Here is a 21,778-nt window from a genome sequence, read left to right on the forward strand (position 1 = left end):
CCGTTTCACCGGCGGCTGACGGTGTCTCACGCCGCTGACCTGGGCTTTGGGACGACGGCGGGGGCGGAAGTGGAGACACGCGCGCCCGGCGCCGGGGGCCTCGCCCGTTGAAAGGGGGGCGACAGCGGCCGATCACCCGCCCGTCCGGCCCACGACCTCACACTCTATGACGCGTACACCGCAATGAATACCCGGGCCGGCCCGCGCGCCGGATCAGGTGATGACCCGTTCCCCGCCCGGCCTCCGCCCGATGAATCGACGGGCTCGCCGTCACCGCGGCCGTGACCGTCCGGCCGGCCACCTGGCCGTGACCGGGCCCGGCCCTCGGCCGGGTGGTCGCCCGGGTCGGGACTCGAACGGGGGACGGGCCTGGACTTCTCCGGCGGCGATCTGCGGGACGTGGCAGCTCAGCCGGCGCGCGCCGTCCACTCCGGCGGCGTCCACAACCGGGCCTGGGCGCTGCCGACCTGGATCAGCGCTCCGGTGTGCCGATCCTGACGCGCCGGGCGGAACCCGTCGATCGCGAACACCCGCTGTCCGCTGGTGATGTCGACGCCCTGCAGACCGGCCTCGCCGGCGATCAGCAGATGCTCGCCGTCGGTGAAGAAGCCGAGATCGCCGACCGGCCAGGGGAACGTCGCGACCGCCTCGATCCATCGGACGCCCGGCGAGCGCCGTCGGATCGCGGTGGGGTCGAGGACGTGGACGGTACCGCGGCCGGCGTCGTCCCGGTCGTACACCGCGATCCGCTCGTCGTCGATCCACACCACCGGCCCGTTCCACTGCGAGACCTCGGGATACACCGCATGGCTGGGGCCGTCCTCGGACTCGTACGGGTTGTCGTGCAGCCAGGTGGTCAGGCTCCACACCGCAGGCATCCCGCACGGCTGCCACACCCAACCGCCGTCGTAGACACGGGTCCCGTCGGGGCTCGGCAACAGCGCGCCGTGGAAGTAGTCGAGGTCGTGCTCCGCGTCCTCCTCGTCGCCGTCCGGGGTGTCCCGCGCCGTGAGCACCTCGCCGGACGCGGGATCGGTGACGTCCAACCGGTTCCAGTTCGTCCGGTGGACGACGACCGGCCGGCCGTCGTGTTCGGCGAACGCCAACGCGAACGGGCCGGTCTCGCAGCAGTAGTCCCCGCCGTCCAACGTCAACGCCGGTGAACCGGTGGCGAGATCGACGACGGTGCCGTACCGGCCGCGGTCCTGCGCCACCGCCGCCCAACGGCCGCACCGGGACACATGGAGCCGCAGGCGAACGCCGCCGCCGTACTCGGCCGCCGGCCTCTCCGCCCGGTACCGGGCCACGCCCCGCACCTCGCCGGTCGTCGGCGTCCACCGCGCCAGCCGTCCGCCGCCGGACAGCACCAGCCACGCCGGCCCCGCGTCACCGGGGGCCGCCGGCAACGCCGCCACATCCACGACCGGCCGCAGCGCGTCGGGAACTGCCACGTCCACGGTGGTCGTCGCCACATCGATCCCCTCGGTACGCCCGCGCGCCTCCCACGGCAACATGCACAGCCGGCAACGTGCACAGCAGCCGGTACGGCACCGTATCGGCTGCTGCGCCGGTGAGCGCCGCGACGCCCGGTCACGGCGGTGGGGTCGGCACGGATCCGGTCCCTGTCGGGCTCATTCTCGCGCAGGTCCGCCCCGGTGCCGTCCGGCGGGAAGCCCCCTCCGGCCGCCATGGCCGGACCGAGGTCACCGGGCGCGGCCCCCGACAGGCCCGGGGGATCCGAAACGCCGACAAGCACACCCCGACGTCGTCCTGCTCCGGCGTCAGATCCTGGGCGTCCGACGGCGGTGACCGCTGCCGCCCTGTCGTGCCGGACCGGGCCCCCCGACCAGCGGCGGCCGCGGCCTCCTCACCCGCCGGACAGGCCTCCGCCCCCGGCCTCGTGGCAGACGAGGGGCGTGACGCCGCGTCGGACGCGAGGCCGCGGGCCGGCGATGGCGAGCCGCCCGGTGAGGAGCAGCGCCACTGCTGCGGGCACCAGCGCCCAGACGGGCAGGTCGCCCGGATCGACGTGGCCGGCGAGCAGAGCGCTGCCGGCGGCGGCGCCCGCGGCGGAGCCGAGGTACATCGCGGCCATCTGGAACGCGACGACCGGCATCGCCTGCTCGGGACGGTCCCCGGTCAGGGCCTGCTGCAGGGTGGGGACGCTCGCCCACCCCACCGCTCCCCAGCACGCCGCCGCGACCAGCCACACGGCCGGGGAGGTGAAGATCCACAGGGCGGCGAAGCTCGCGAGCAGCCCGGCGGGCAGGACGAGGAGCAGCGCGCGGGGCCCGTGGGCGTCCAGCGGTCTGCCGATCAGGGCGGAGCCGGCGACCCCGCCGATGCCCCAGGCCCACACCAGGGCGAAGCCCCAGCCCTCAAGCCCCCGGGCCTCGGCCATGGGCAGCAGGTAGGTGTAGAGCCCGAGGCTGGCCACGCCGAGGAGGAACGCGGCGGTGACACCGCTGAGGGTCCTCGACGACCTCAGCACCGTGAAGGCGGGACCGCGCGAAGCGGGCAGTGCCGGGATCGTGCGCGCCCTGGCGGCCAGCGCCCCCATGCCGAGCAGGCCGACGGCGACGACCAGGCCCATCGTCCAGCGCCAGTTCAGCTGGTGGCCGATGACCATCCCGACCGGCACTCCGGCGACCGTCCCGGTGGACAGCCCGAACGTCACCATGGCCATGGCGCGCCCGCGTTCGTGGTCGGCAGCCATCGCGGCGGCGGCCGCGGTCGCCACCGCGGTGAGCACGCCGGCGCCGGCGCCCGTGATCACCCGTGAGGCGAGGAAGACCTCGATCCCCGGCGCGACCGCGGTGACGAGGTTGCCGAGGTTGAAGACGCCCAGCGCGATCAGCAGCGCCCCGGCGGTACTCCCCCGGATCAGCGTTCCCGACAGCAGGGGCCCGGCCAGGGCGTAGGCCGCGGTGAAGGCCGTGACGCCCAGGCCGACCGCCGCGACCGTCGTGGCGAGCGAGTCGGCGATCTCGGGCAGCACTCCGGCGAGGACGTAGGCGTCGACACCCAGCGCGATCGCGGCCGCGACCAGCGGCCAGAGGCGGCGGATCACGCGTCCGCCCCGGTCGAAGCGTCCGCCCCGGTCGAGGCCGTCTCCCCGGCGGAGGCGCCGGCTTCCCGGTACCCGTCGAGGACCGTGCCGATCAGGCCCGGGAACCGCGCGTCCAGGTCCTCGCGGCGCAGCCGGATCATGCACTTGCGCCCCTCGGCGCGCACGAACACCACCCCGGATTCGCGCAGCAGGCCGGTGTGGTGCGTGAGCGTCGACCGCGGCAGGTCCGGGCCCAGCTCGATGCTGTCCACCTCGCCGCGTTCCGCGAGCATCCGCACCATCGACAGCCGCAGCGGCTCGCTCAGCGCGAAGAGCACCCGCGGGATCGCGATCTCGTCGACCCCGGGATGCTCGTACACCCGTGACGGCGCCATCGGCAGCCACCTCCTTGAATCGTTCGACTATTCCCGCACGATAATAGTGCGGGAATTCTCGAATGATCAAGCCGGGCGGCCGCTTCCGCTACCGCAGGCCGGTCGCCGTCCGGACGAGGTCGGCGACGGCCCTGGACCGGCTGTGCGGCGGCCAGGCGATCACGGTGGTGACCTTCGGGGCGTCCAGCACGGGCACGGCGGCGAGGTCACCGTGCAGTCGGGCCCGGCACGACTCCGGCGAGAGCGCGCAGGCGCGGCCGAGCGCGACGAGTTGCAGCAGCTGCTCGTGGTCGCGGACCTGGGGGCCGGGGCCGGGCGGGTGGCTGCCGTCGGGGCCGGGCCAGCGCGGCAGGGGCAGCCCGGGCAACCCGACGATGTCGGCCATGTGCAGCTCGGTGCGGACCGCGAGCGGATGCCCGGCCGGCAGGACCACCACCTGGCCCTCCGTACCGAGTTCCTCGGTGTGGAACCCGGCCGTCAAGTCGAACGGCCGGTGCAGCAGCGCCACGTCGGCCCGGCCGTCGCGCAGCAGCCGCTCCTGCTCGGCCGGGCCGCACAGGATGACGTCGACGGGGACCGCGCCGGGTCCGGCGGCGTACGCGTCCAGGAGTTCCGCCAGCAGTTCGCGGGACGCGCTGGCCTTGGCGACCAGGACCAGGCCGGGACGGCCGGTCGGGGGAAGGGCGGCACGGCGGGTCCGGCGCTCGGCCGCTTCGACCGCGTCGAGGGCCGCCCGGCCCTCGGCCAGCAGCACCGCGCCGGCCTCGGTCAGCGTGACGGTGCGGCCGGTCCGGTCCAGCAGCGCCGCGCCGAGTCGGCGTTCGAGCTGCTGGATCGCCCGGGACAGCGGCGGCTGTGCGATCCCGAGCCGCTGCGCGGCGCGCCCGAAGTGCAACTCCTCGGCGACAGCGACGAAGTAGCGCAGTTCCCTGGTCTCCATCCGGGCACGGTACTCCGGATCGATACCCGGAGGGTATCGCCACCCACCCGATCGGTCTTGGACCCCCGCCGGGGCCCGGGAGCAGCATGGTCCCCATGAGCGAACGAACGATCGCGCTGGTCACCGGCGCGAACAAGGGCATCGGCTACGAGATCGCCGCGGGCCTGGGCGCCCTCGGCTGGAGCGTCGGCGTCGGCGCCCGTGACGAGCGGCGCCGCGAGGCCGCCGTCGAGGCGCTGCGCGCGGCCGGCGTCGACGCGTTCGGCGTGCCGCTGGACGTGACCGACGACGCGAGCACCACGGCCGCCGCGCGGCTGATCGAGGACCGGGCCGGGCACCTCGATGTGCTCGTCAACAACGCCGCCATCGCCGGCGGCGCGCCCCAGGAGCCCACCCGGGTCGACCCCGCCACCATCCGCACGGTCGTGGAGACCAACGTCATCGGCGTCGTCCGGGTCACCAACGCGATGATGCCGCTGCTGCGCCGCTCCGCCTCGCCGCGGATCGTGAACATGTCCAGCAGCGTCGGCTCCCTCGCCCGGCAGTCGGGGGCCGCCGGCGGGGCGGCCCCCGGTCCGCCGGCCGTGGCGTACGCGCCGTCGAAGACCTTCCTCAATGCCGTCACCCTCCAGTACGCCCGGGAGTTGAGCGGCACGAACATCCTGATCAATGCCTGCTGCCCCGGCTACGTCGCGACCGACCTCAACGGCTTCCAGGGCGTGCGCACCCCCCGGCAGGGCGCGGCCGTCGCCGTCGCCCTCGCGACCCTGCCCGACGACGGCCCCACGGGCCAGTTCTTCGAGGACGCCGGCGTCGTGCCCTGGTGAACCGGCGAACCGGCGAACCGGTCAACTGGTCAACCGGTCAACCGGTCAACGGCGGGGTGACCACCACGCGCGCCGCCCCCGGAGGTCCGCGCGGGATCGCCGAGACCGTCGACCGGGCACTCGCACCGGGCGGTTCACCGCATGCGGCTCCCCGGGGCGTCTTCGGATGGGTGGGCATCGTGGCCGCGGGTACCGAGGCGCAGGCGCCCGGGCGATTCGCCCGGATGGCGGGGCGTGCCGCGGCGGGCCCTGACCGGGCGGTCAGTAGCGTGCGAGCTGTTCTCCCAGGCACCTACCGGAACGAGGCCCCATGACCCACCGCCGGCCGTCCCGCCGCTCGCTCCTGCGCTCCGGGGCGGCGCTCGCCGCGCTGGCGGTGGCGGGCGGGTGCTCCTCCGGTGGTGGCGGAGGGGGCGAGGAGTCCGGGGCGAGCGGGGCGAGCCCGGGCGGGGGCGCGGCGAGCGGGACGGCGAGCGGGACGGCGAGCGCCGCGCGGGCGATGCCCGCCGAGTCGCGGCCGCACACCCGGACCTTCATGTCCTGGCCGGCCCTGGAGGAGGTGTGGGGTGACCAACTGCCCGGGGTGCGGCAGGACATCGCCGGTCTGGCCCGGGCCGTCGCCGGGTTCGAACCCGTCGTCCTGATGGCCCGGCCCGACCAGGCCGCCGAGGCGCGGCAGCTGTGCGGCTCGTCGGTCGAGGTGATCGATCTGATGGTCGACGACCTGTGGGCGCGGGACACCGGCCCGACCTTCGTCACGGGCGGGCCGGGGCTCGCCGGGGTCGACCTCGGATTCAACGGCTGGGGGGACAAGCAGACGCACGCCGCGGACAGCCTGGTCGCCCGCACGCTGCTCGACCACTACGGCATCGCGCGCGTCCAGGCACCGATCATCGGGGAGGGCGGCGGCATCGAGGTGGACGGCGACGGGACGCTGATGGCCACCGAGAGCTGCTGGGTCAACGACAACCGCAATCCCGGCAGGAGCCGGGACCAGATCGAGGCCGCCTTCAAGGAGCTGTTCGGCGTCGAGAAGGTGCTGTGGTTCAAGGGGGTCGCCGGTCAGGACATCACCGACTGCCACATCGACGCCCTCGCCCGGTTCGCCGACCCCGGCACCGTCCTGCTGCACCGCCCGGCCGCCGACACCCCGCCGGACGTCTGGACCACCGCCTCCGACCAGGCCCGGCAGGTCCTCGCGACCGCGACCGACGCGCGCGGGCGGACCCTCAGGATCGTCGAGCTGCCCGAGCCGGACTTCAACCTGATCGAGGGCTCCGGCAAGGACTTCCTAGCCACCTACCTCAACTACTACGTCTGCAACGGCGGCGTCATCGTCCCCCGCTTCGGCGACAAGGCCGCCGACGACCGCGCCGTCGGCATCATCGGCGACCTCCACCCCGGGCGGAAGGTCATCCAGCTGAGCATCGACCACATCGCCTCCGGCGGCGGGGGCATCCACTGCGCGACGCAGCAGCAGCCCGCCGCCGCCTCGTGAGGCCGGCGTTCCGGTCGGCCGAGGCCGGCACTCCGGTCGGCCGACGCTCCGGTCAGCCGACGGCGGGGATGTCGTGGGTGGCGCAGTGGATGCCGCCACCGCCGGAGGCGATCGCGTCGATCTTCACGGGGACGATCTCGCGGTCGGGGAAGTGCTGCTTGAGGATCTGCTGGGCGCGGTCGTCGGCCCGGGCGTCGCCGAACCTCGGCAGGTAGACGCCCTTCGAGCCGATGTAGAAGTTCATGTAGGAGGAGACGAAGGCGTCGCCGTGCCCGGTGATCCGGTCCGGGTCGGGCTGCTGGAGTTCGATGACCTCCAGCTTCCTGCCACGGGCGTCGGTGGCCCCCGCCAGGACGGACCGGGCCTGGTCGGCCGAGCGGGACCAGACGTCGGACGGGGTGCCGGGGAAGGCCTGGTCGAGCAGGACGACGCCGGGGGCGACGAAGCGGGTGAGGCAGTCGACGTGGGCGTCGGTGATGTCCTCGCCCTTGACCCCGGCCAGCCAGATGACCTTCGTGACGCCGAGGAGCGTCTTCAGCTCGGCCTCGATCCGGTCGCGGCTCATGCCCCGGTTGCGGTTGTCGTTGACGATGGAGCTCTCGGTGATCAGCAGCGTGCCCTGGCCGTCCGTCTCGAAGGACCCGCCCTCGGCCACCAGCCCGGTCCCGATGCGCTCGATGCCGTACGAGGCCAGCACGGCACGGGCGACCTTGCTGTCGTTGGCGTGCGGCTTCTGCTTGCCGCCCCAGCCGTTGAAGTTGAAGTCGACGCCCTTGACCTTTCCGCCCTCCTCGACGAACACGGGCACGGTGTCGCGGGCCCACAGGTCGTCGACGGGGATCGGGACGACCTCGACCGCCGAGCCGCAGGCCTTCCGCGCGGCGTCCCGCTGCTCGGGGCGGGCCATCAGGACGACCGGCTCGCGGGCGGCGACGGCCTGGGCGAGGGCGGCGATGTCCTTGCGGACGTCCGAGAGCTGATCGCCCCAGACGTCCTCGGAGGCCGGCCAGGACATCACCGTGCGGACGTGCTTCTCCCACTCCGCGCCGAGGCGGCGCCCGCCGGAGGCGGCGGGGGTGCCGGGGGCGCCGGGCTGCGAGGGCGCCGCGGGGGTGCTCCCGCCGGTGGGGTCGGCGGAGGGGCCGCCGGTGGGGGTGTCGGCGGGGGTGTCGGCGGGGGCGTCGGGGTCGTCGAGGGCGGAGCAGGCGGTCAGACCGGCAGCGAGCAGGCTCGCACCGGCGAGGGAGCGCAGCAGGGTACGGCGGGGCAGGGCGGTGGGCATGGGGGTCTTCCGTCCGGGGGTGGGCGCGGGACTTCGAGCGGGGCGTCGGGTGCTGCCGGCTACGGCAGCGGTTCGTGCATGGTCGAGCAGTGGATGCCGCCGCCTCCGGCCATCAGGCGGTCGACGTCGAGCTGCACCACCTCGCGGCCGGGGAAGGCCGCCGCGAGCGCCTCCTTCGCGGCGGCGTCCTTGTAGCGGTCGCCGAACCGGGCCGTGATGACACCGCCGTTGACGACGTGGAAGTTGAGGTAGGAGTCGACGAACGTCGTGCTGCGGGAACGGACGCTGTCCGGGCCCTGCACGGGGATGACCTGGAGGCGGCGGCCCCGGGCGTCGGTGGCGGCCGACAGGATGGCGAACTGCTCGCGCGCGTCCCGCGCCCAGGCGTCGTCGCGTCCCGCCGGCGGCAGCTGGACCATCACCACACCGGGCCGGATGAACCGGGAGGTGACGTCGACGTGGTCGTCGGTGATGTCCTGGCCCTTGATCCCGGGCAGCCAGATCATGGTGTCGGCGCCGTAGGCCTCCAGGACGGCGTCCTCGATCTCGTCCCGGCTCATGCCGCGGTTGCGGTTCTTGTTGACCAGGCTGCTCTCGGTGGCCATCACGGTGCCGTCCCCGTCGGTCTCGATCGCGCCGCCCTCGCCGACGAAGTCCGCGTAGGAGTGGCGCAGGCCGCGGAGGGTGGCGAGGCGCTCGGCGACGCGGGCGTCGTCGTGGTGGACCTGCTTGTTGCCCCAGCCGTTGAAGTTGAGGACGACGGCCTCCAGGCCGCCGTGCCCGTCCCGGCGGAACACCGGGGCGATGTCGCGCATCCACAGGTCGTCGGTGGGGATCGCGGTCGTCACCTCCACCTCCGAGCCGCACCAGGACCTGGCCTTCTTCGCCGTGTGGTCGTCGGGGGCGCACATGACCACCGGCTCGAACTCGGCGATCGTGCTCGCGATCAGTGCGATGTCCTCCTGGATCCCGCCGAGGCGCAGCCCCCACACGCCCCGGCGGGAGGGCCAGGACATCCAGGTCCGCGCGTGCGGGACGTCGTCGGCGGGGACCCAGGGGCAGGCCTCGGTGGAACGGTCGTCGCGGTAGTGGGTCACCAGGTCTCCAGATCGTGCGGTGGTACGGGGGTGCGGTCGTGCGGACGCCTCCGGCGCCCGGGACCCGTCGTCGGGAAGGATGCTCCGCCGCGTCGGCTCCTCGCGTCGTGGCGCACCGGCGCAACGACGGGAACGAGCCGTCGGCAGTACCCCGACCCCGGAATCAGCGTCGCACTGACTGAAAAGTCAGTCAAACCGAGGGATGCGCGGTGACGGATCCGAGAACAGTGGTGCACGCAGCGCTACGCCGCGCCCTGGCGCTGCGGCTGCCGCTGCCGCCGTCAGGACCCGAGCCGGGCCACCTCGGCCTCGACGGCGTCGGCCATGAGCATCCGGGCGTGCGCCAACGGGAGGCTGCCACCGAGCCAGCAGGGAGCAATCCCCGCGTGTGCGGGGCCGATAGCATCTGCTCGCGGCTGCCCGCCACGATGCGGGAGCAATCCCCGCGTGTGCGGGGCCGATTCACGGCCGCGAACTCGGCGGGGCCGGCCCCGGGAGCAATCCCCGCGTGTGCGGGGCCGATCTGGGCGCGGGAGAGGGCGGCGGCGTCGGCCAGGAGCAATCCCCGCGTGTGCGGGGCCGATTCTGCATGCGGATCAGATTTCCGGTGTACGGCAGAGCAATCCCCGCGTGTGCGGGGCCGATGACCTGAAGGTCGCGCACACGGACCCCTTCGCGGAGCAATCCCCGCGTGTGCGGGGCCGATACTTCGTGACCTGCGAGTCTATCGGCGGGATCGGGCTGAGAGAATCAGTCCGTCGGCAGCGTGGCCGACCCGGGCCAGGTGACGAACGGCGGGGAGCATGACCGGGTAGTAGGTTCCGTCGGCCAGTTCCCGGATGACGCTCGTCATGGCCGGGACGCTGATCTCGCAATCACCGTCGTGGCCCAGAGCGCGTGCGCCGCCTTGGCGCGGGTCCCAGCGGTCGTTGTCGGCGGCCAGAGCCCTGGGCCGGTCCGCGTAGCGGGCGGCATGAGGGCCGAGGTCAGCGAGCATGCGCAGGGACTCCGGGTCCCGGGCTCCGACGCGGCGGGCGCCTCGTCGGTCGAGTCGGCGGGGCCGGATGTCCGTGGCGGCCGTGGCGGCCACGGACATCCGGCTCGGTGACGGTCGCCGGGAGTGCTGATCGTCCCAGCGGGGCCGGGGCCGGGGCCGGCGTGCCGTTGGCGGGTGGTCAGTCGAGGCGGAACAGGGCCGTGTGGGTGGTGCCGTCGGTCAGGCCCAGGGTGAACAGCCGGCAGGTTCCGGCGTGGGAGGCGGAGGTCTTCCACACATAGGTGTAGGTGTCGGTCGCCGCCTCGTACCGCAGTCCGCTGTTCCCCGGGGTGCCGGCCGGTGCGGGCCCGCCGAGGGGTTCGCCGGTGGTGCAGTCGATCTCCCGGGCGGTCGGGTAGCCGCGGGCGATGACGGCCGGGCCGCGGTCGCCGCCCAGCGAGAACTTCATCGGGAACGCCCTTCCGGCGTGGCCCTGGTTGACGGCGGGCGGGTCGGCGACCGGCGGGCGGAAGCCGCTGAAGGGGTACTCGTAGGTGTACCGGGCCGCACCGGTGACGGCGCTGGTGCCGGCGGGGGTGGCCACCGTGATGTCCACCGCGCCGGCGGTCCCCGGCGGCGCGGTCGCCCGGACGGTGAAGTCGTCAACGACGGTGACGCCGGTCGCCGGTGTGGTGCCGAACAGGACCGTCCTGGTGCCGGCCAGGTGGGTGCCGGTGATCGTGACGGTGCCGCCGCCGGCCGCAGGGCCGTGGCCCGGGCGCACCCCGGCGACGGTGGGCGCGACGGTGGCCGTGGCCAGACCGTACGGGTTCTTCCCCGTGGCGGCGGTCGCGGTGACGGTGCGGGTGGCGGTGTCGATCACCGACACCGTGTCGGCCCGGCCGTTGGTCACGTAGGCGACGCCGCCGGCCGGGTCGGCCAGCACGCCGACAGGCGTGGCGCCGACCGCGATGGTGTCGCTGACGGTGCCGCTCGCAGTGTCGATCACCGACACCGTGTTGGCGTTCTGGTTCGCCACGTAGGCGAGGGCGCCGTCGGGGGCGATCGACACGCTCCCGGGGCCGGACCCGACGGCAATGGTGGCGGTGATCGTGTTGCTCGCGGTGTCGATGACGGACACGTTCCCGCTGTTGAAGTTCGCGGTGTAGGCGCGGCTGCCGTCGGGGGTGACCGCCACGGCGGCGGGGCTGCGGACGCCGGGGCCGGCGATGGAGGCGATCAGCGTGTCGTTGGCCGTGTCGATCACCGAGACGGAATCGCCGAGGAGGTTCGCGACGTAGGCGCGTGCCCCGTCGGGCGTCAGCGCGATGCCGAACGGCTGGCTGCCGACCAGGACGGTCGTGGTGACCGTCCTGGTGGCGGTGTCGATGACATCCACCCCGCCGGTGCGCGGGTTGACGTAGTGCCCGACGTAGGCACGCGAGCCGTCCGGGGAGAACGCCACCGGGCCGGGCAGCCGGCCGACCGGGATGGTCGCGGCGACCGCGTTGGAGGCGGTGTCGATCACCGACACGGTGTTGCTGCCGTCGTTGACGACGTAGGCCTGGGTGCCGTCCGGGGAGACCGCCACCCCCTCGGGGGCAGTGCCGACCGGAATGGTAGCCACGGCCGCATTGGTCGACGGGTCGTACGCCGTGACGGAGTTGCCGCGCAGGTTGGCGACGTAGACCAGCCGGTGCGCGGGGCTCCCGGCGGTGGCGTGCGCCGGGGACGCGGGCGCGGCGGGCGCGAGCACGCCCAGAGCGGCGAGCGCGCCGGCCAGCGCGGCGGCCGCCGCCCGGTGCCGCGACCGCCGATGACGCCGGGCCCCCGGGGGTGCGTCCGGTTCGCTGCGGATCACTGTCATGCGAGTCCACCTCTCCGCGTGACACACCGGCCGACGGCCCGTCCCGCGCGAGAGGCCGCCACTCGCCGATCGGCGTGCGAATCAGTCTGACGATGAGCCGGTCGGCCACCGGGCCGCCTCGGGAAGCTTGACCGCCCGGGCCGGGCCGCACCAGGGCGCACGAACGCCACAGCGTGCGCCGGGCGCGCGCCCCGCCTCCCGCACAGCGCCACCGTTCCTCGTTCAGTCGCATTCGACGAGGGATTCCCGCTCGGTCTCCTGCGGCCCGTGGAGCCGGACGACCACGGCTCCGAGGCTGAGTACGGGGCGGTCACGCACCGGGAGCAATCCCCGCGCGTGCGGGGCCGATGGGAGCCGTGCCGAGTCGACGATGTCGCGCTTGGAGCAATCCCCGCGCGTGCGGGGCCGATGGGTCGAGGTGCGCGCCTGCCGGGCGCGACACGGAGCAATCCCCGCGCGTGCGGGGCCGATGCTTCGTGACCTGCGAGTGTATCGGCGGGATCGGGCTCAGAGGATCAGTCCGTCGAACTCGACTCGCTCGCCTCACGAGCAGGCAGATGAAACGAAGATTCCACACCATACGCCCTTGACCATGTCTGAAATGTTTGTAACTCTCGACGCGGGAACGTGGCCCGAACGAAGAGGTAGACATGAGTTCTTCACCCACCACGGTGTTCGTGGCGACCAATGACCTGTCCGGCTTCACCCGGGGGCGTGCCGCGCCGGGCAATGCGGCGGACGGGGTGCTGCGGCGTGGGCTGGGATGGGTTCCGGCCGATCTGGCGGTGACGGCGTTCGGGGAGGTCGCGCCGAATCCGTTCGGCTCGACCGGGGACCTGAAGTTGCTGCCGGCCGAGTCCAGCGGGGTGGACATCCCCGCCCGGGGCGACCTGCCGGGAGTGCGGCTGTACCTCGCCGACCAGGTGCTGCCGGACGGCACGCCGTGGGAGAACTGTCCGCGCGGCTTCGCCCGCAGGGCGCTCGACGACCTGCGGCGGGCCACCGGACTGGAGGTGGTGGCCACCTTCGAGCACGAGTTCATGATCCCCGGACTCGACAGCGGCGCCCCGTTCTCCTTCGCCCGGTTCCGGTCCGCCGAGCCGTTCGGCAGCGAGCTGGTGTCGCTGTTGGACCGGATGGGGCTCGAACCGGAGACCTGGCTGCCGGAGTTCGGCACCGACCAGTACGAGATCACCCTGCGCCCCTCGGACGGCATGACCGCCGCGGACCGCGCGGTCGTCCTGCGGGAGGTGGTCCGGGACCTCGCGTCGCAGTACGGGCACCGGGCCACGTTCGCGCCGCTGCTGCACCCCGAGGGCAGCGGCAACGGCGTGCACGTCCACCTCTCGCTGCGCGACGCGGCGACCGGGCGGCCGGTCCTGTTCGACGCCTCCCGTCCCGGCGGGCTCTCCGAGCTGGGCGGGCGGTTCAGCGCGGGGATCCTCCGGCACGCGCGGGCGCTGCTCTCGTTCACGGCGGGCAGTCCCAGTTCGTACCTGCGGCTGACGCCCCACCGCTGGAGCTCCGCCGGGGTGTTCCTGGCCGAGCGCAACCGGGAGGCGCTGCTGCGGATCTGCCCGACGAGCAGCCTGGGCGGCGGCGTGGCCGCCGACCAGTTCAACCTGGAGTACCGCGCCGCGGACGCGACGGCCAACCCGTGGCTGGTCCTCGGCGTGCTGGTCCGGGCCGGACTGCGCGGGGTGGAGGCGGACTACGCGCAGCCCCGGGTCTGGCCCGAGGAGGCCGGGGAGGCGGACCTCGCGGAGGTCCCCTCCCTGCCCGGCGGGCTGGAGGAGGCGCTCCTCGAACTCGACAAGGACGACGTGGTGTCCGGCTGGTTCTCCGCCGAGCTGCTGGAGACCCACCGCTCGGTGAAACGGTCGGAGCTGGCCGCGGTCGCGGGTCTGGACGAGCGGGACGTGTGCGGGCGGGTCGCCGATGTCTACTGAGCAGACGGCCACCGGGAGGACGCCCACCGAGCTGCGCCGCCGCATCGCCGCGCTGCCGCTGGTCGACCACCACGTCCACGCCCCGCTCGCCTCGCCGGTGACCCGGGGGCAGTTCGAGACGCTGATCACCGAATCCGACCGCCCCCTGCCGGCCGGGGTCACCCAGTTCGACTCGCAGATCGGCTTCGCGATCCGCCGCCACTGCGCACCGCTGCTCGGCCTGCCCGCGCACGCGTCGGCGGAGGCGTACTGGAGCGCGCGGTCCGAGCGCACCCCGGAAGAACTGTCGGACCTCTTCCTCGCCGGGGCCGGCGTCAGCGACTGGCTGCTGGACACCGGCTTCAAGAGCGACGAGCTGCTGTCGCCCGGCACGCTCGCCGGGCGCCTGCCCGCCCGGTTCTCCGAGATCGTGCGCCTGGAGACCGTTCTTGAGGACGTCGCGCCGACGAGCAGCGCCGCGCGTCTCGCCGAGGACTTCCGGGCGGCGCTCGCCGGGGCCACCGCATCGGCGGTCGGCCTGAAGTCGATCATCGCCTACCGCTACGGCTTCGACTTCGCCCCCGCCCGCCCCTCCGCCCGGGAGGTGGAGCGGGCGGCCGGTGCCTGGCTGCGCGACCTGGCGGCGGGCGCCCCCGTCCGCGTGACCGACCCGGTGCTGCTGCGCATGGCGCTGTGGACGGGCGTGGACACCGGTCTGCCCCTGCAGTTGCACGCCGGGTACGGCGACCCCGACCTGGATCTGCGGCGGTGCGACCCGCTGCTGCTGATGCCCTGGCTGAAGGAGATCGAGGGCGCCGGAAGCGATGTCGTGCTGCTGCACTGCTACCCGTTCCACCGCAACGCCGGCTTCCTCGCCCAGGTGTTCCCGCACGTCCACTTCGACGTCGGCCTGGGCGTGAACTACACGGGCGCCGCCTCCACCGCCGTCGTCGCCGAGAGCCTCGAACTGGCCCCCTTCACCAAGGTGCTGTACTCCTCCGACGCCTGGGGACCGCCCGAACTGCACCACCTGGGCGCGGTGCTCTGGCGGCGCGGCATGTCCCGGGCGCTCGGCGCCTGGGTCGAGGAGGGCGAGTGGGCCGAGGCCGACGCCGTGCGCGTCGCGACGATGATCGGACGCACCAACGCGCAGCGCCTCTACGGACTGCCGCATGACTGACCCGGACACCTGCGAAGCCCTGTGGTCCGCCCTGGACCGGCACCTCCCCGCGGCGCTCGACCTGAGGCGCCGGCTGCACCGCGAACCCGATCTGTCGGGTGACGAGGCGTCGACCCGGGACACGGTGCTGGCCGCGCTGCCGGGGGCCGGTGCGGCGGTGAAGGCAGCCGAGACCGGTGCCGTGCTGCGCATCGGCGGGCCGGGACCGGCGATCGGCGTGCGCGGGGAGATGGACGCGCTGCCCGTCACCGAGGAGACCGGTGTCGGCTGGGCGTCGGCCCGCCCGGGCGTCATGCACGCGTGCGGTCATGACGCCCACCTCGCCGCACTCGTCGCCGTGGCGGGCGCGCTGGCCGAGACCGGGCCTCCGGTCCCGCTGCTCGCCGTGTTGCAGCCGCGCGAGGAGACATACCCGTCCGGGGCGCGGGACATCACCACCAGCGGCGTCCTCGACGCCGAGCGGTGCGCCGCCATGGTGGGCGTCCACGTCCAGCCGCTGCTGGCCCGGGGCGAGGTGGCGTGCACCGCGGGGGGCGTCAACGGCTCGTCCGACGAGTTCGAGATCGTCGTGCGGGGCAGGCCCGGACACGCCGCGTACCCGCATCTGACCAACGACGCGCTGCTGGCGCTGGCCGAGATCGTCGTCGCGCTCCAGAGCGTGGTGAGCCGGTCCGTCGATCCGATGGCTCCCGCCGTCGTGGGGGTGTCGTCGTTCGCGGCGGGCAACGCCGCGAACGTGATCGCCGGCACGGCGCGGGCGACCGGCACCGTCCGGGCGCTGGCGTCCTCGACCCGGGAGCTGATCCACCGGCGGATCACGGAGGTCGCCGAGTCCGTCGCGCGGGCCCACGCCTGCACCGCGGCGGTGACCCTCACCCACGGGGAGCCCGTGCTGGAGAACGACCCGGCCCTGGTGCGGAGCATCACGCACGCACTGGAGCGCCGGGGGGTCGCGGTCTCCGGGAACCTGCGCTCCCTGGGCTCGGACGACTTCTCGTACTTCTGCGAACGCGTGCCCTCGGTCATGCTGTTCGTCGGCACCGGGACGTCCGAGCCGCTGCACTCCTCGCGGTTCCTGCCCGAGGACGCGGACGTCCGCGCGCTCGCCACCGCCCTGATGGCGGGGTACCTCGGAACGGCTGCCGCCCTGAAGGACGGGGCCGGGGCCCCGGGGAGCCACGCCGGCGCCCCGGGGGTGCCGGCCGGATAGCGCGGCCGCGGCGGCGACCGGCCCCGGAGCGGGACGGCGCACCCGGCCGTGCGGTCAGGCGCGCTCGGTCGCCGTCTCGAACCGTTCCATGCGCTCCCGGCCCGCCGCGCCCACCGCGTCCGTCACCGCGGCCACCAGGCTCTCGCAGAGCGCCATCGCGGCCACGAGGGAGTCGAAGGGCGAGGTGGACTGCACCCGCGCCGGGAGGACGACCTTGGCCAGCTTGGCGATGGGCGAGAGCCAGTTGTCCGTCATCAGGCACACGGTGGCGCCCCGGGCCGCCATTCCCTCACTGAAACGGAGACTGGACTCGCTGTAGCGGCGGTAGTCGAGGACGAGCAGCACCGTGCCGGCGTCGGCGTCGGCGAGTGCCCGGCGACGCTCCATCTCCTCCTGGCCGATCACGTCGACGTCCGCGCGCAGCTGCCACAGGTGGATGACCAGGTACTCGGCCAGGAGCCGGCTGAACCGGCCCCCGGTCACGCGTACGCTCCGGGCCGGATCGCCGAGGAGCCTGACCAGGGTGGCGAACTCCGACTCCGGCAGCTCCGCGTAGGTGGCCTCCAGCACCTGCGCGAAGGCCCGCTGCGTCTCCGGCAGCACGCCCTTCGCGGAGACCGGCGCCTTCTCGGCGTACTGCTTCACCGGGGAGCCCAGTTCCCCGTTCAGCTCGTGGACCAGGGCGCGCTGGAAGGCCGGGAATCCGGAGAAGCCGAGCCGGGTGACGAAGCGGACCACCGTCGCCGAGCTCACGCCGGCACCGGCGGCCAGGTCGGCGACGGTGGTGAGGCCGGCCGTGGGGTACTGGGCCAGCACCGCGCGCGCGACCTTGCGTTCGCCGTTGCTGAGTCCGTCCATGGCGGAGAGCAGCAGCTTCCGCACCGACGCGTGCCCCCCCGGTATCATCTCCATTTCTCCAGGCTACCAAAACCGGGCCCACTGAAACATTCGTTACACGCGCCCGTCGACGCCGAACCACGCCGCGCGCAGGCCACTTGACGATCCCTGGATGTAACGTCTGTTTCGAAATCGGCTATTGACAGGCGAAACCTACCGCCTGTTTCATTCTGGCCAAGCGGCGAGGCCCGGCACCGAGACGGTCGCGGGCGCCGCACCTTCCGAGCGCGCCAATGGAGGCGTCATGAGCTCCCCCGAAGAAACTTCCCGCTTGAACCGGCTGCTGTCCGTCGTCGACGGACTGCGCGACGAGATGACGGCGAGCCTGCAGGAGCTGGTCCGGATCCCGTCCGTGAGCCCGAAGTACCCAGGAATCGAGTACAAGGAGCACGTCGGCCGGGAAGGCGAGGCGACCGCGCTGCTCGCCGACCTCTACCGCCGCGCCGGGGCATCGGTGGACGTCTTCGCCGTGGAGGCGGGCCGCGAGAACGCCGTCGGCCGGATCGCCGGCCGGGGCGGCGGCAGCTCGCTGCTCTTCAACGGTCATGTGGACGTCGTCCCCGGCGGGGATCCGGCCGGGTGGGCCAAGGCCCCGCCGTTCTCCGGCGAAGTCGTGGGTTCCCGGATGTACGGCCGCGGGACCACCGACCAGAAGTCCGGGCTGGTCGCCCAGGCCTATGCCGCGATCGCCCTGCGCGAGGCCGGGATCGAGCTCGGTGGAGAGCTGCAACTGCAGGCCGTGGTCGGGGAGGAGACCGGTGACCACGCCTGCGGGACGGGCGCGGTGGTCGAGCGCGGGTACGTCGCGGACGCCGCGGTGGTCTCGGAGCCGAGCGCGCCGCCCACCCCGCTGTCGATCGTGGTCGCCAGCCCCGGACTGCTGTGGTTCTCGGTCACGGTCGAGGGCAAGAAGGTGCACGGCTCCATGCGCGGCGCCACCGTCCACCCCACCCAGCCCGGCGACGCGATCGGCGTGAACGCCATCGACAAGGTCTTCCTCGTCTACCGGGCGCTGCGCGCGCTGGAGGACGAGTGGGCCCGCACCCAGCGGCACGACCTCTGGTACAACGGCCACTTCTCCCTGCTGCCCGGTGCCATGCGCGGCGGCCCCGGTGACCTGACCGTCCCGTTCGCCCTGTCCGACACGGCCACCATCGAGTACGGGGTCATGTACCACCCCGAGCGCTCCCCCGAGGACGTGCGGGCCGAGATCCAGGCCGTCATCGACCGTGCGGCCGACGCCGATCCGTGGCTGCGCGAGCACCGCCCGCACTGCGAGTGGAAGCTCAACTGGGACCCGTTCGTCACCTCGCCCGACGACAGCATCAGCCAGTCCGTCGCCGGCGCCTACCGGACCGCGGCCCGGGGCACCGGCTTCTCCGACCAGCCCTCCTACACCGGGCTCTACGGCGTGTGCGACGCGACCGTGTTCACCCGGACCGGTGTGCCGTCCGTCGTCTTCGGCCCCGGCGACCTGCGCGTCGCCCACGGCAACGACGAGTACGTCGACCTCGACGAGGTCTGGCTCGCGGCCCGCACCTACGCCGTCCTCGCCACCCGCTGGTGCGGCACCGCCTCCCCCGCGTCCTGACCCGTACGGGTCCCTCCCCCTCGCGGGGCCGCCTCCCCCACCCGTGCAGGGCACCCCGCCCCCGGACCCCGGTCCGGGGCGCCGGGGTGCATCCCCCCGCCCGCGAGGCGTCGCCCCCCGCTCTCCTCCGTCCCCTCCCCCGCGCCCCAGACCGGAGGCCCCCCATGCCCACCGACGTTCCCGGTGCACGAAGCCCCGAAGACGGACAGCCCGACGCCTACCGCCAGCCGAAGGGCGTGGAGCGCTACGGCGTCGAACCCGTCCCGGACGACCAGCGCACCGTGCGCTGGTACGACCTGTTCCAGATCATCTTCAACGTGATGCTCAACCCCGGCCTCATCCTCATCGGCGGACTCGCCGTGGTCTCGGGGCTCTCGTTCTGGGCCGCGGTCACCGCCCAGGTGCTGGGCGTCCTCATCGCCTTCTGCGCCTACACCGTCATGGCCACCGTCGGCGTCGACTACGGCCTGCCCGGGATCGTGTCGACCCGGGCGTTCCTCGGCATCGCGGCCTCCCGCTGGCTGGTCTCCCTGCTGCGCGCCGTCAGCTCGGCCTTCTGGTTCGCCTTCCAGACGCTGGCCGGCGCCATGGGCATCCTGGCCGTGCTCGACGCGTGGCTCGGGGTGAAGCCCCCGCTCATCGCCGTCAGCCTCGCCTTCGCGGTGCTCCAGGCGTCCGTCGCGCTCTTCGGCTACGGGTCCCTCAAGTGGCTGTCGAAGGTGGCCTTCCCGGTCAAGCTCGTGATCCTCGGCTACCTCCTGTGGCTGCTCGCCAACCACCGGGCGCCGGGGTTCGCGCCGAGCGAGGTGTTCTCCTACTCCGGGTCGGCCGGCTGGAAGTGGGCGGTGTTCGCGGTGTGGGTGAACGCCGTCGCGGCGGCGTGGTTCAGCCAGGTGACGGACGCGGCCGACTACTGCCGCTACTCGAAGTCCCGCAAGGACATGTGGATCGGCACCATGGCCGCCGCCCTGCTCGGAACGGCCGGATCCGCCTTCTTCGGCGCCTACGCCGCCGCCGCGAGCCTCGGCACGACGGCGAACGCCTTCGAGGTGATCCCCGGTCTCGGCGTCGGCCCGGTCACGCTGGTGCTCGTGCTGGTCGTGCTGCTCCTGGACAACTGGACGGTCAACGTGCTGAACGTCTACACGGGCGGCCTGGCGCTGGCGAACCTCGCCACCCGGCTGGGGCGCTTCTGGTCGACCCTGGTGGTCGCCGCCGCGGGAACGGCCCTGGCCGCCTTCCCCGCGCTCATCGACGGCTTCAACGACTCCATGTCGGCGATGGGCAACGTCTTCGCCCCCCTCGTCGGTGTGATCCTGGCCGACTACGTCGTCATCAAGCGCGGCCGCCTCGACGTGCCGGCCCTCTTCGACCCGCACGGGCCCTACCGCTACACCGGCGGCGTGAACATCCTCGCCCTCGCCTGGTCGGCACTCGGCGCCCTGGCCTTCCTCGCCCTGCCCGACACGGTGCTGCCGATCCCCCTCGTGGCGCTCGCCAGCGGTGTCGGGTACGTGCTCACGGTCAGGATGCTCCCGGCCCGGCCGGAGCGCACCGCGCCGCGGGTGGACGCGCCCGGGGAGCGCGGGCTGCCCGTGCACAGCTCCTGACCCCCGGGGCGGCGGGCGGGCTCAGGCGTGGTCGCGGATGTCCTGGCGGAGGCTCTCGGCGAGGGAGCGGACGATCGGGTAGCGCAGGAAGGAGTAGTGGTCGCCCGGGGTGCCGCGCACGTCGAGGCCGGACACGTACGGGCGCCACGTCTCCTTGACCGTTCCCTCGACCCAGTCCGGCAGCACCCGGTCCGCCGCCTCGTAGAGGGTGACGGGGAAGTCCACCGGTGCGGGGGCGTAGGCCCTGATGGCCGTGCCGAGCCCCCGCATCACGGTCAGGTGGCGCACCAGGTCGTCGCCGGCGACCTCGTACAGCTCCGGGGGGATGTTCAGCGAACGCAGCCGGGCGAGCACGTCGTCCGGCAGAGCGCGGTCCGGCTCCCGGCCTCCCGCCAGGTGGGCGAGGACGGCGTCGATGGTCCGGGCGGTCCCGCGCGAGGCGGCCCGGTACCCGGCCCCGGGGAAGAGGGTGTCCAGCGCGACGACCCGCACGGCGTGCCCGGCCGCGTCGAGGATCCGCGCCGTCTCGGTCGCCAGGACACCGCCGAACGACCAGCCCACCAGCAGGTAGCGGCCCCCGGGCCGGCTGCTCCGGATCGCCTCGGCGCAGCTGCGGGCCATCGCCCGGATGTCCCACTCGGCGCCGTCCGGTGCGTCCCACCAGGAGAGTTCGACGCCGAGCACCCGGGCCTCGTCCCGCAGCGCCCGGGCCAGCGGGACGTAGCCGGTGACGTTCCCCGCGATCACCGGGAAGCAGAAGACGGCGCGGTCGGCGGTGCTCTCGTTCAGCGGGGACACGACGGCGCGGCCCGTCGTGGCGGCGGCGCCCCCGGGGACGTCCCGCCCGAGGTTCGCGGCGAGCCGGGCGACGGTCTGGTGACGGAACATCATCCGGGGTGTGAGGTGGATCCCCAGACGGCCGGCCCGGTGGACGGCCTTGATGCTGAGGATCGAGTCGCCGCCGAGTTCGAAGAAGTTGTCCTCCGCCCCGACCCGGTCCACCCCCAACACCTGCGCCCAGACCCGCGCGATCGTCTCCTGCACCGGCCCCACCGGCGCCACGAACACCCCACCCGTCACCGGCCGCGACCCGTCCGGAACCGGCAACGCCCCCCGATCCACCTTCCCGTTCACCGTCAACGGCAACCCCTCCACCACCACCACCAACGGCACCATCGCCTCCGGCAACCGCTCCCCCACCACACGCCGCAACCCCACCACATCCACCCCCGCACCACCCACCAACGGCACCACATACGCCACCAACCGCCGCTCCCCCACCCGATCCTCACGCACCACCACCACCACATCCCCCACCAACCCACTCCCCCGCACCACCACCTCCACCTCACCCAACTCCACCCGCACCCCCCGCACCTTCACCTGATCATCCGACCGCCCCACGAACTCCAACTCCCCCTCCACCCCCCA

The 21,778-nt window shown here is 73.7% G+C and carries 18 protein-coding genes and 2 CRISPR repeat arrays; of the genes, 8 read left to right on the forward strand and 10 right to left on the reverse strand.

Annotated features, from left to right (window positions below):
- Positions 1 to 407: 407 nt before the first annotated feature.
- From ACFVVL_RS03555 to ACFVVL_RS03570, 4 genes are all read right to left on the reverse strand, one after another.
- Positions 408 to 1,472: a hypothetical protein gene (locus ACFVVL_RS03555; protein WP_387671076.1), complete on the reverse strand. Its 1,065-nt coding sequence runs from the start codon at positions 1,470 to 1,472 to the stop codon at positions 408 to 410.
- 395 nt (positions 1,473 to 1,867) lie between these two features.
- Positions 1,868 to 3,070 carry an MFS transporter gene (locus ACFVVL_RS03560; protein ID WP_387671078.1) on the reverse strand — a complete coding sequence of 401 codons (1,203 nt, stop codon included), beginning with the start codon at positions 3,068 to 3,070 and terminating at the stop codon, positions 1,868 to 1,870.
- The gene (locus ACFVVL_RS03565) at positions 3,067 to 3,444 is read right to left on the reverse strand and encodes an ArsR/SmtB family transcription factor (RefSeq protein WP_387671080.1); all 378 of its coding nucleotides are present in this window, start codon (positions 3,442 to 3,444) and stop codon (positions 3,067 to 3,069) included. The genes ACFVVL_RS03560 and ACFVVL_RS03565 overlap by 4 nt, the downstream gene beginning before the upstream one ends.
- An 88-nt stretch (positions 3,445 to 3,532) precedes the next feature.
- A complete protein-coding gene (locus ACFVVL_RS03570) occupies positions 3,533 to 4,384 on the reverse strand; it encodes a LysR family transcriptional regulator (protein WP_387671082.1) in 852 nt (283 codons plus the stop codon).
- A 95-nt stretch (positions 4,385 to 4,479) separates the two neighbouring features.
- Here ACFVVL_RS03570 and ACFVVL_RS03575 point away from each other — a divergent pair, with 95 nt between their 5' ends.
- Both ACFVVL_RS03575 and ACFVVL_RS03580 read left to right on the forward strand, forming a co-directional pair.
- Positions 4,480 to 5,211: an SDR family NAD(P)-dependent oxidoreductase gene (locus tag ACFVVL_RS03575; RefSeq protein ID WP_387671083.1), complete on the forward strand. Its 732-nt coding sequence runs from the start codon at positions 4,480 to 4,482 to the stop codon at positions 5,209 to 5,211.
- A gap of 310 nt (positions 5,212 to 5,521) precedes the next feature.
- The gene (locus tag ACFVVL_RS03580; RefSeq protein ID WP_387671085.1) at positions 5,522 to 6,709 is read left to right on the forward strand and encodes an agmatine deiminase family protein; all 1,188 of its coding nucleotides are present in this window, start codon (positions 5,522 to 5,524) and stop codon (positions 6,707 to 6,709) included.
- Between the two features lie 52 nt (positions 6,710 to 6,761).
- Here the strand turns inward: ACFVVL_RS03580 and ACFVVL_RS03585 are convergent, their stop codons facing one another.
- The 4 genes from ACFVVL_RS03585 to ACFVVL_RS03600 form a co-directional block, all read right to left on the reverse strand.
- Complete coding sequence (locus ACFVVL_RS03585) at positions 6,762 to 7,991, reverse strand: agmatine deiminase family protein (RefSeq protein ID WP_387671087.1); 1,230 nt, start codon at positions 7,989 to 7,991, stop codon at positions 6,762 to 6,764.
- Positions 7,992 to 8,050: 59 nt separating this feature from the next.
- Positions 8,051 to 9,088 carry an agmatine/peptidylarginine deiminase gene (locus tag ACFVVL_RS03590; RefSeq protein WP_380288774.1) on the reverse strand — a complete coding sequence of 346 codons (1,038 nt, stop codon included), beginning with the start codon at positions 9,086 to 9,088 and terminating at the stop codon, positions 8,051 to 8,053.
- A 372-nt stretch (positions 9,089 to 9,460) separates the two neighbouring features.
- Positions 9,461 to 9,794: direct repeats of the CRISPR family, unit length 28 nt; unit sequence GAGCAATCCCCGCGTGTGCGGGGCCGAT.
- An 18-nt stretch (positions 9,795 to 9,812) separates the two neighbouring features.
- Positions 9,813 to 10,085 (reverse strand): hypothetical protein, encoded by a 273-nt coding sequence (locus ACFVVL_RS03595; RefSeq protein WP_387671088.1) that lies wholly within the window; start codon positions 10,083 to 10,085, stop codon positions 9,813 to 9,815.
- 178 nt (positions 10,086 to 10,263) lie between these two features.
- A complete protein-coding gene (locus tag ACFVVL_RS03600) occupies positions 10,264 to 11,931 on the reverse strand; it encodes a PxKF domain-containing protein (protein ID WP_387671090.1) in 1,668 nt (555 codons plus the stop codon).
- A gap of 320 nt (positions 11,932 to 12,251) precedes the next feature.
- Positions 12,252 to 12,403: a CRISPR direct-repeat array (repeat unit 30 nt; unit sequence GGAGCAATCCCCGCGCGTGCGGGGCCGATG).
- A 178-nt stretch (positions 12,404 to 12,581) separates the two neighbouring features.
- Here ACFVVL_RS03600 and ACFVVL_RS03605 point away from each other — a divergent pair.
- Genes ACFVVL_RS03605 through ACFVVL_RS03615 form a run of 3 tightly spaced genes read left to right on the forward strand, consistent with a single transcriptional unit; the run spans position 12,582 to position 16,249 of the window.
- Entirely contained in the window at positions 12,582 to 13,880 is a 1,299-nt protein-coding gene (locus ACFVVL_RS03605; RefSeq protein WP_387671092.1) for a glutamine synthetase, read from the forward strand.
- Positions 13,870 to 15,039: an amidohydrolase family protein gene (locus ACFVVL_RS03610; protein ID WP_380288782.1), complete on the forward strand. Its 1,170-nt coding sequence runs from the start codon at positions 13,870 to 13,872 to the stop codon at positions 15,037 to 15,039. The genes ACFVVL_RS03605 and ACFVVL_RS03610 overlap by 11 nt, the downstream gene beginning before the upstream one ends.
- A complete protein-coding gene (locus ACFVVL_RS03615; protein WP_387671095.1) occupies positions 15,032 to 16,249 on the forward strand; it encodes a M20 family metallopeptidase in 1,218 nt (405 codons plus the stop codon). Before ACFVVL_RS03610 ends, ACFVVL_RS03615 begins: the two co-directional genes overlap by 8 nt.
- 54 nt (positions 16,250 to 16,303) lie before the next feature.
- Here ACFVVL_RS03615 and ACFVVL_RS03620 read toward each other — a convergent pair whose 3' ends face one another.
- On the reverse strand, positions 16,304 to 17,161 hold the full coding sequence (locus tag ACFVVL_RS03620) for a MurR/RpiR family transcriptional regulator (RefSeq protein ID WP_380288786.1): 858 nt from the start codon (positions 17,159 to 17,161) through the stop codon (positions 16,304 to 16,306).
- Between the two features lie 229 nt (positions 17,162 to 17,390).
- Between ACFVVL_RS03620 and ACFVVL_RS03625 the strand changes: the two genes are divergently transcribed.
- Together ACFVVL_RS03625 and ACFVVL_RS03630 are read left to right on the forward strand one after the other, a co-directional pair.
- Positions 17,391 to 18,737: a M20 family metallopeptidase gene (locus tag ACFVVL_RS03625; protein WP_380288788.1), complete on the forward strand. Its 1,347-nt coding sequence runs from the start codon at positions 17,391 to 17,393 to the stop codon at positions 18,735 to 18,737.
- Positions 18,738 to 18,901: 164 nt separating this feature from the next.
- Entirely contained in the window at positions 18,902 to 20,347 is a 1,446-nt protein-coding gene (locus ACFVVL_RS03630; RefSeq protein ID WP_387671097.1) for a purine-cytosine permease family protein, read from the forward strand.
- Between the two features lie 21 nt (positions 20,348 to 20,368).
- On the opposite strand, the gene ACFVVL_RS03635 is transcribed toward ACFVVL_RS03630, so the two are convergent.
- On the reverse strand, positions 20,369 to 21,349 hold the full coding sequence (locus ACFVVL_RS03635) for an alpha/beta fold hydrolase (RefSeq protein WP_387671099.1): 981 nt from the start codon (positions 21,347 to 21,349) through the stop codon (positions 20,369 to 20,371).
- Between ACFVVL_RS03635 and ACFVVL_RS03640 the strand changes: the two genes are divergently transcribed.
- The gene (locus tag ACFVVL_RS03640) at positions 21,324 to 21,734 is read left to right on the forward strand and encodes a hypothetical protein (protein WP_387671101.1); all 411 of its coding nucleotides are present in this window, start codon (positions 21,324 to 21,326) and stop codon (positions 21,732 to 21,734) included. The genes ACFVVL_RS03635 and ACFVVL_RS03640 overlap by 26 nt on opposite strands.
- Positions 21,735 to 21,778 lie beyond the last annotated feature (44 nt).

Origin of the sequence: Kitasatospora sp. NPDC058115, assembly GCF_042884635.1 — a bacterium.
GTDB lineage: Bacteria > Actinomycetota > Actinomycetes > Streptomycetales > Streptomycetaceae > Kitasatospora.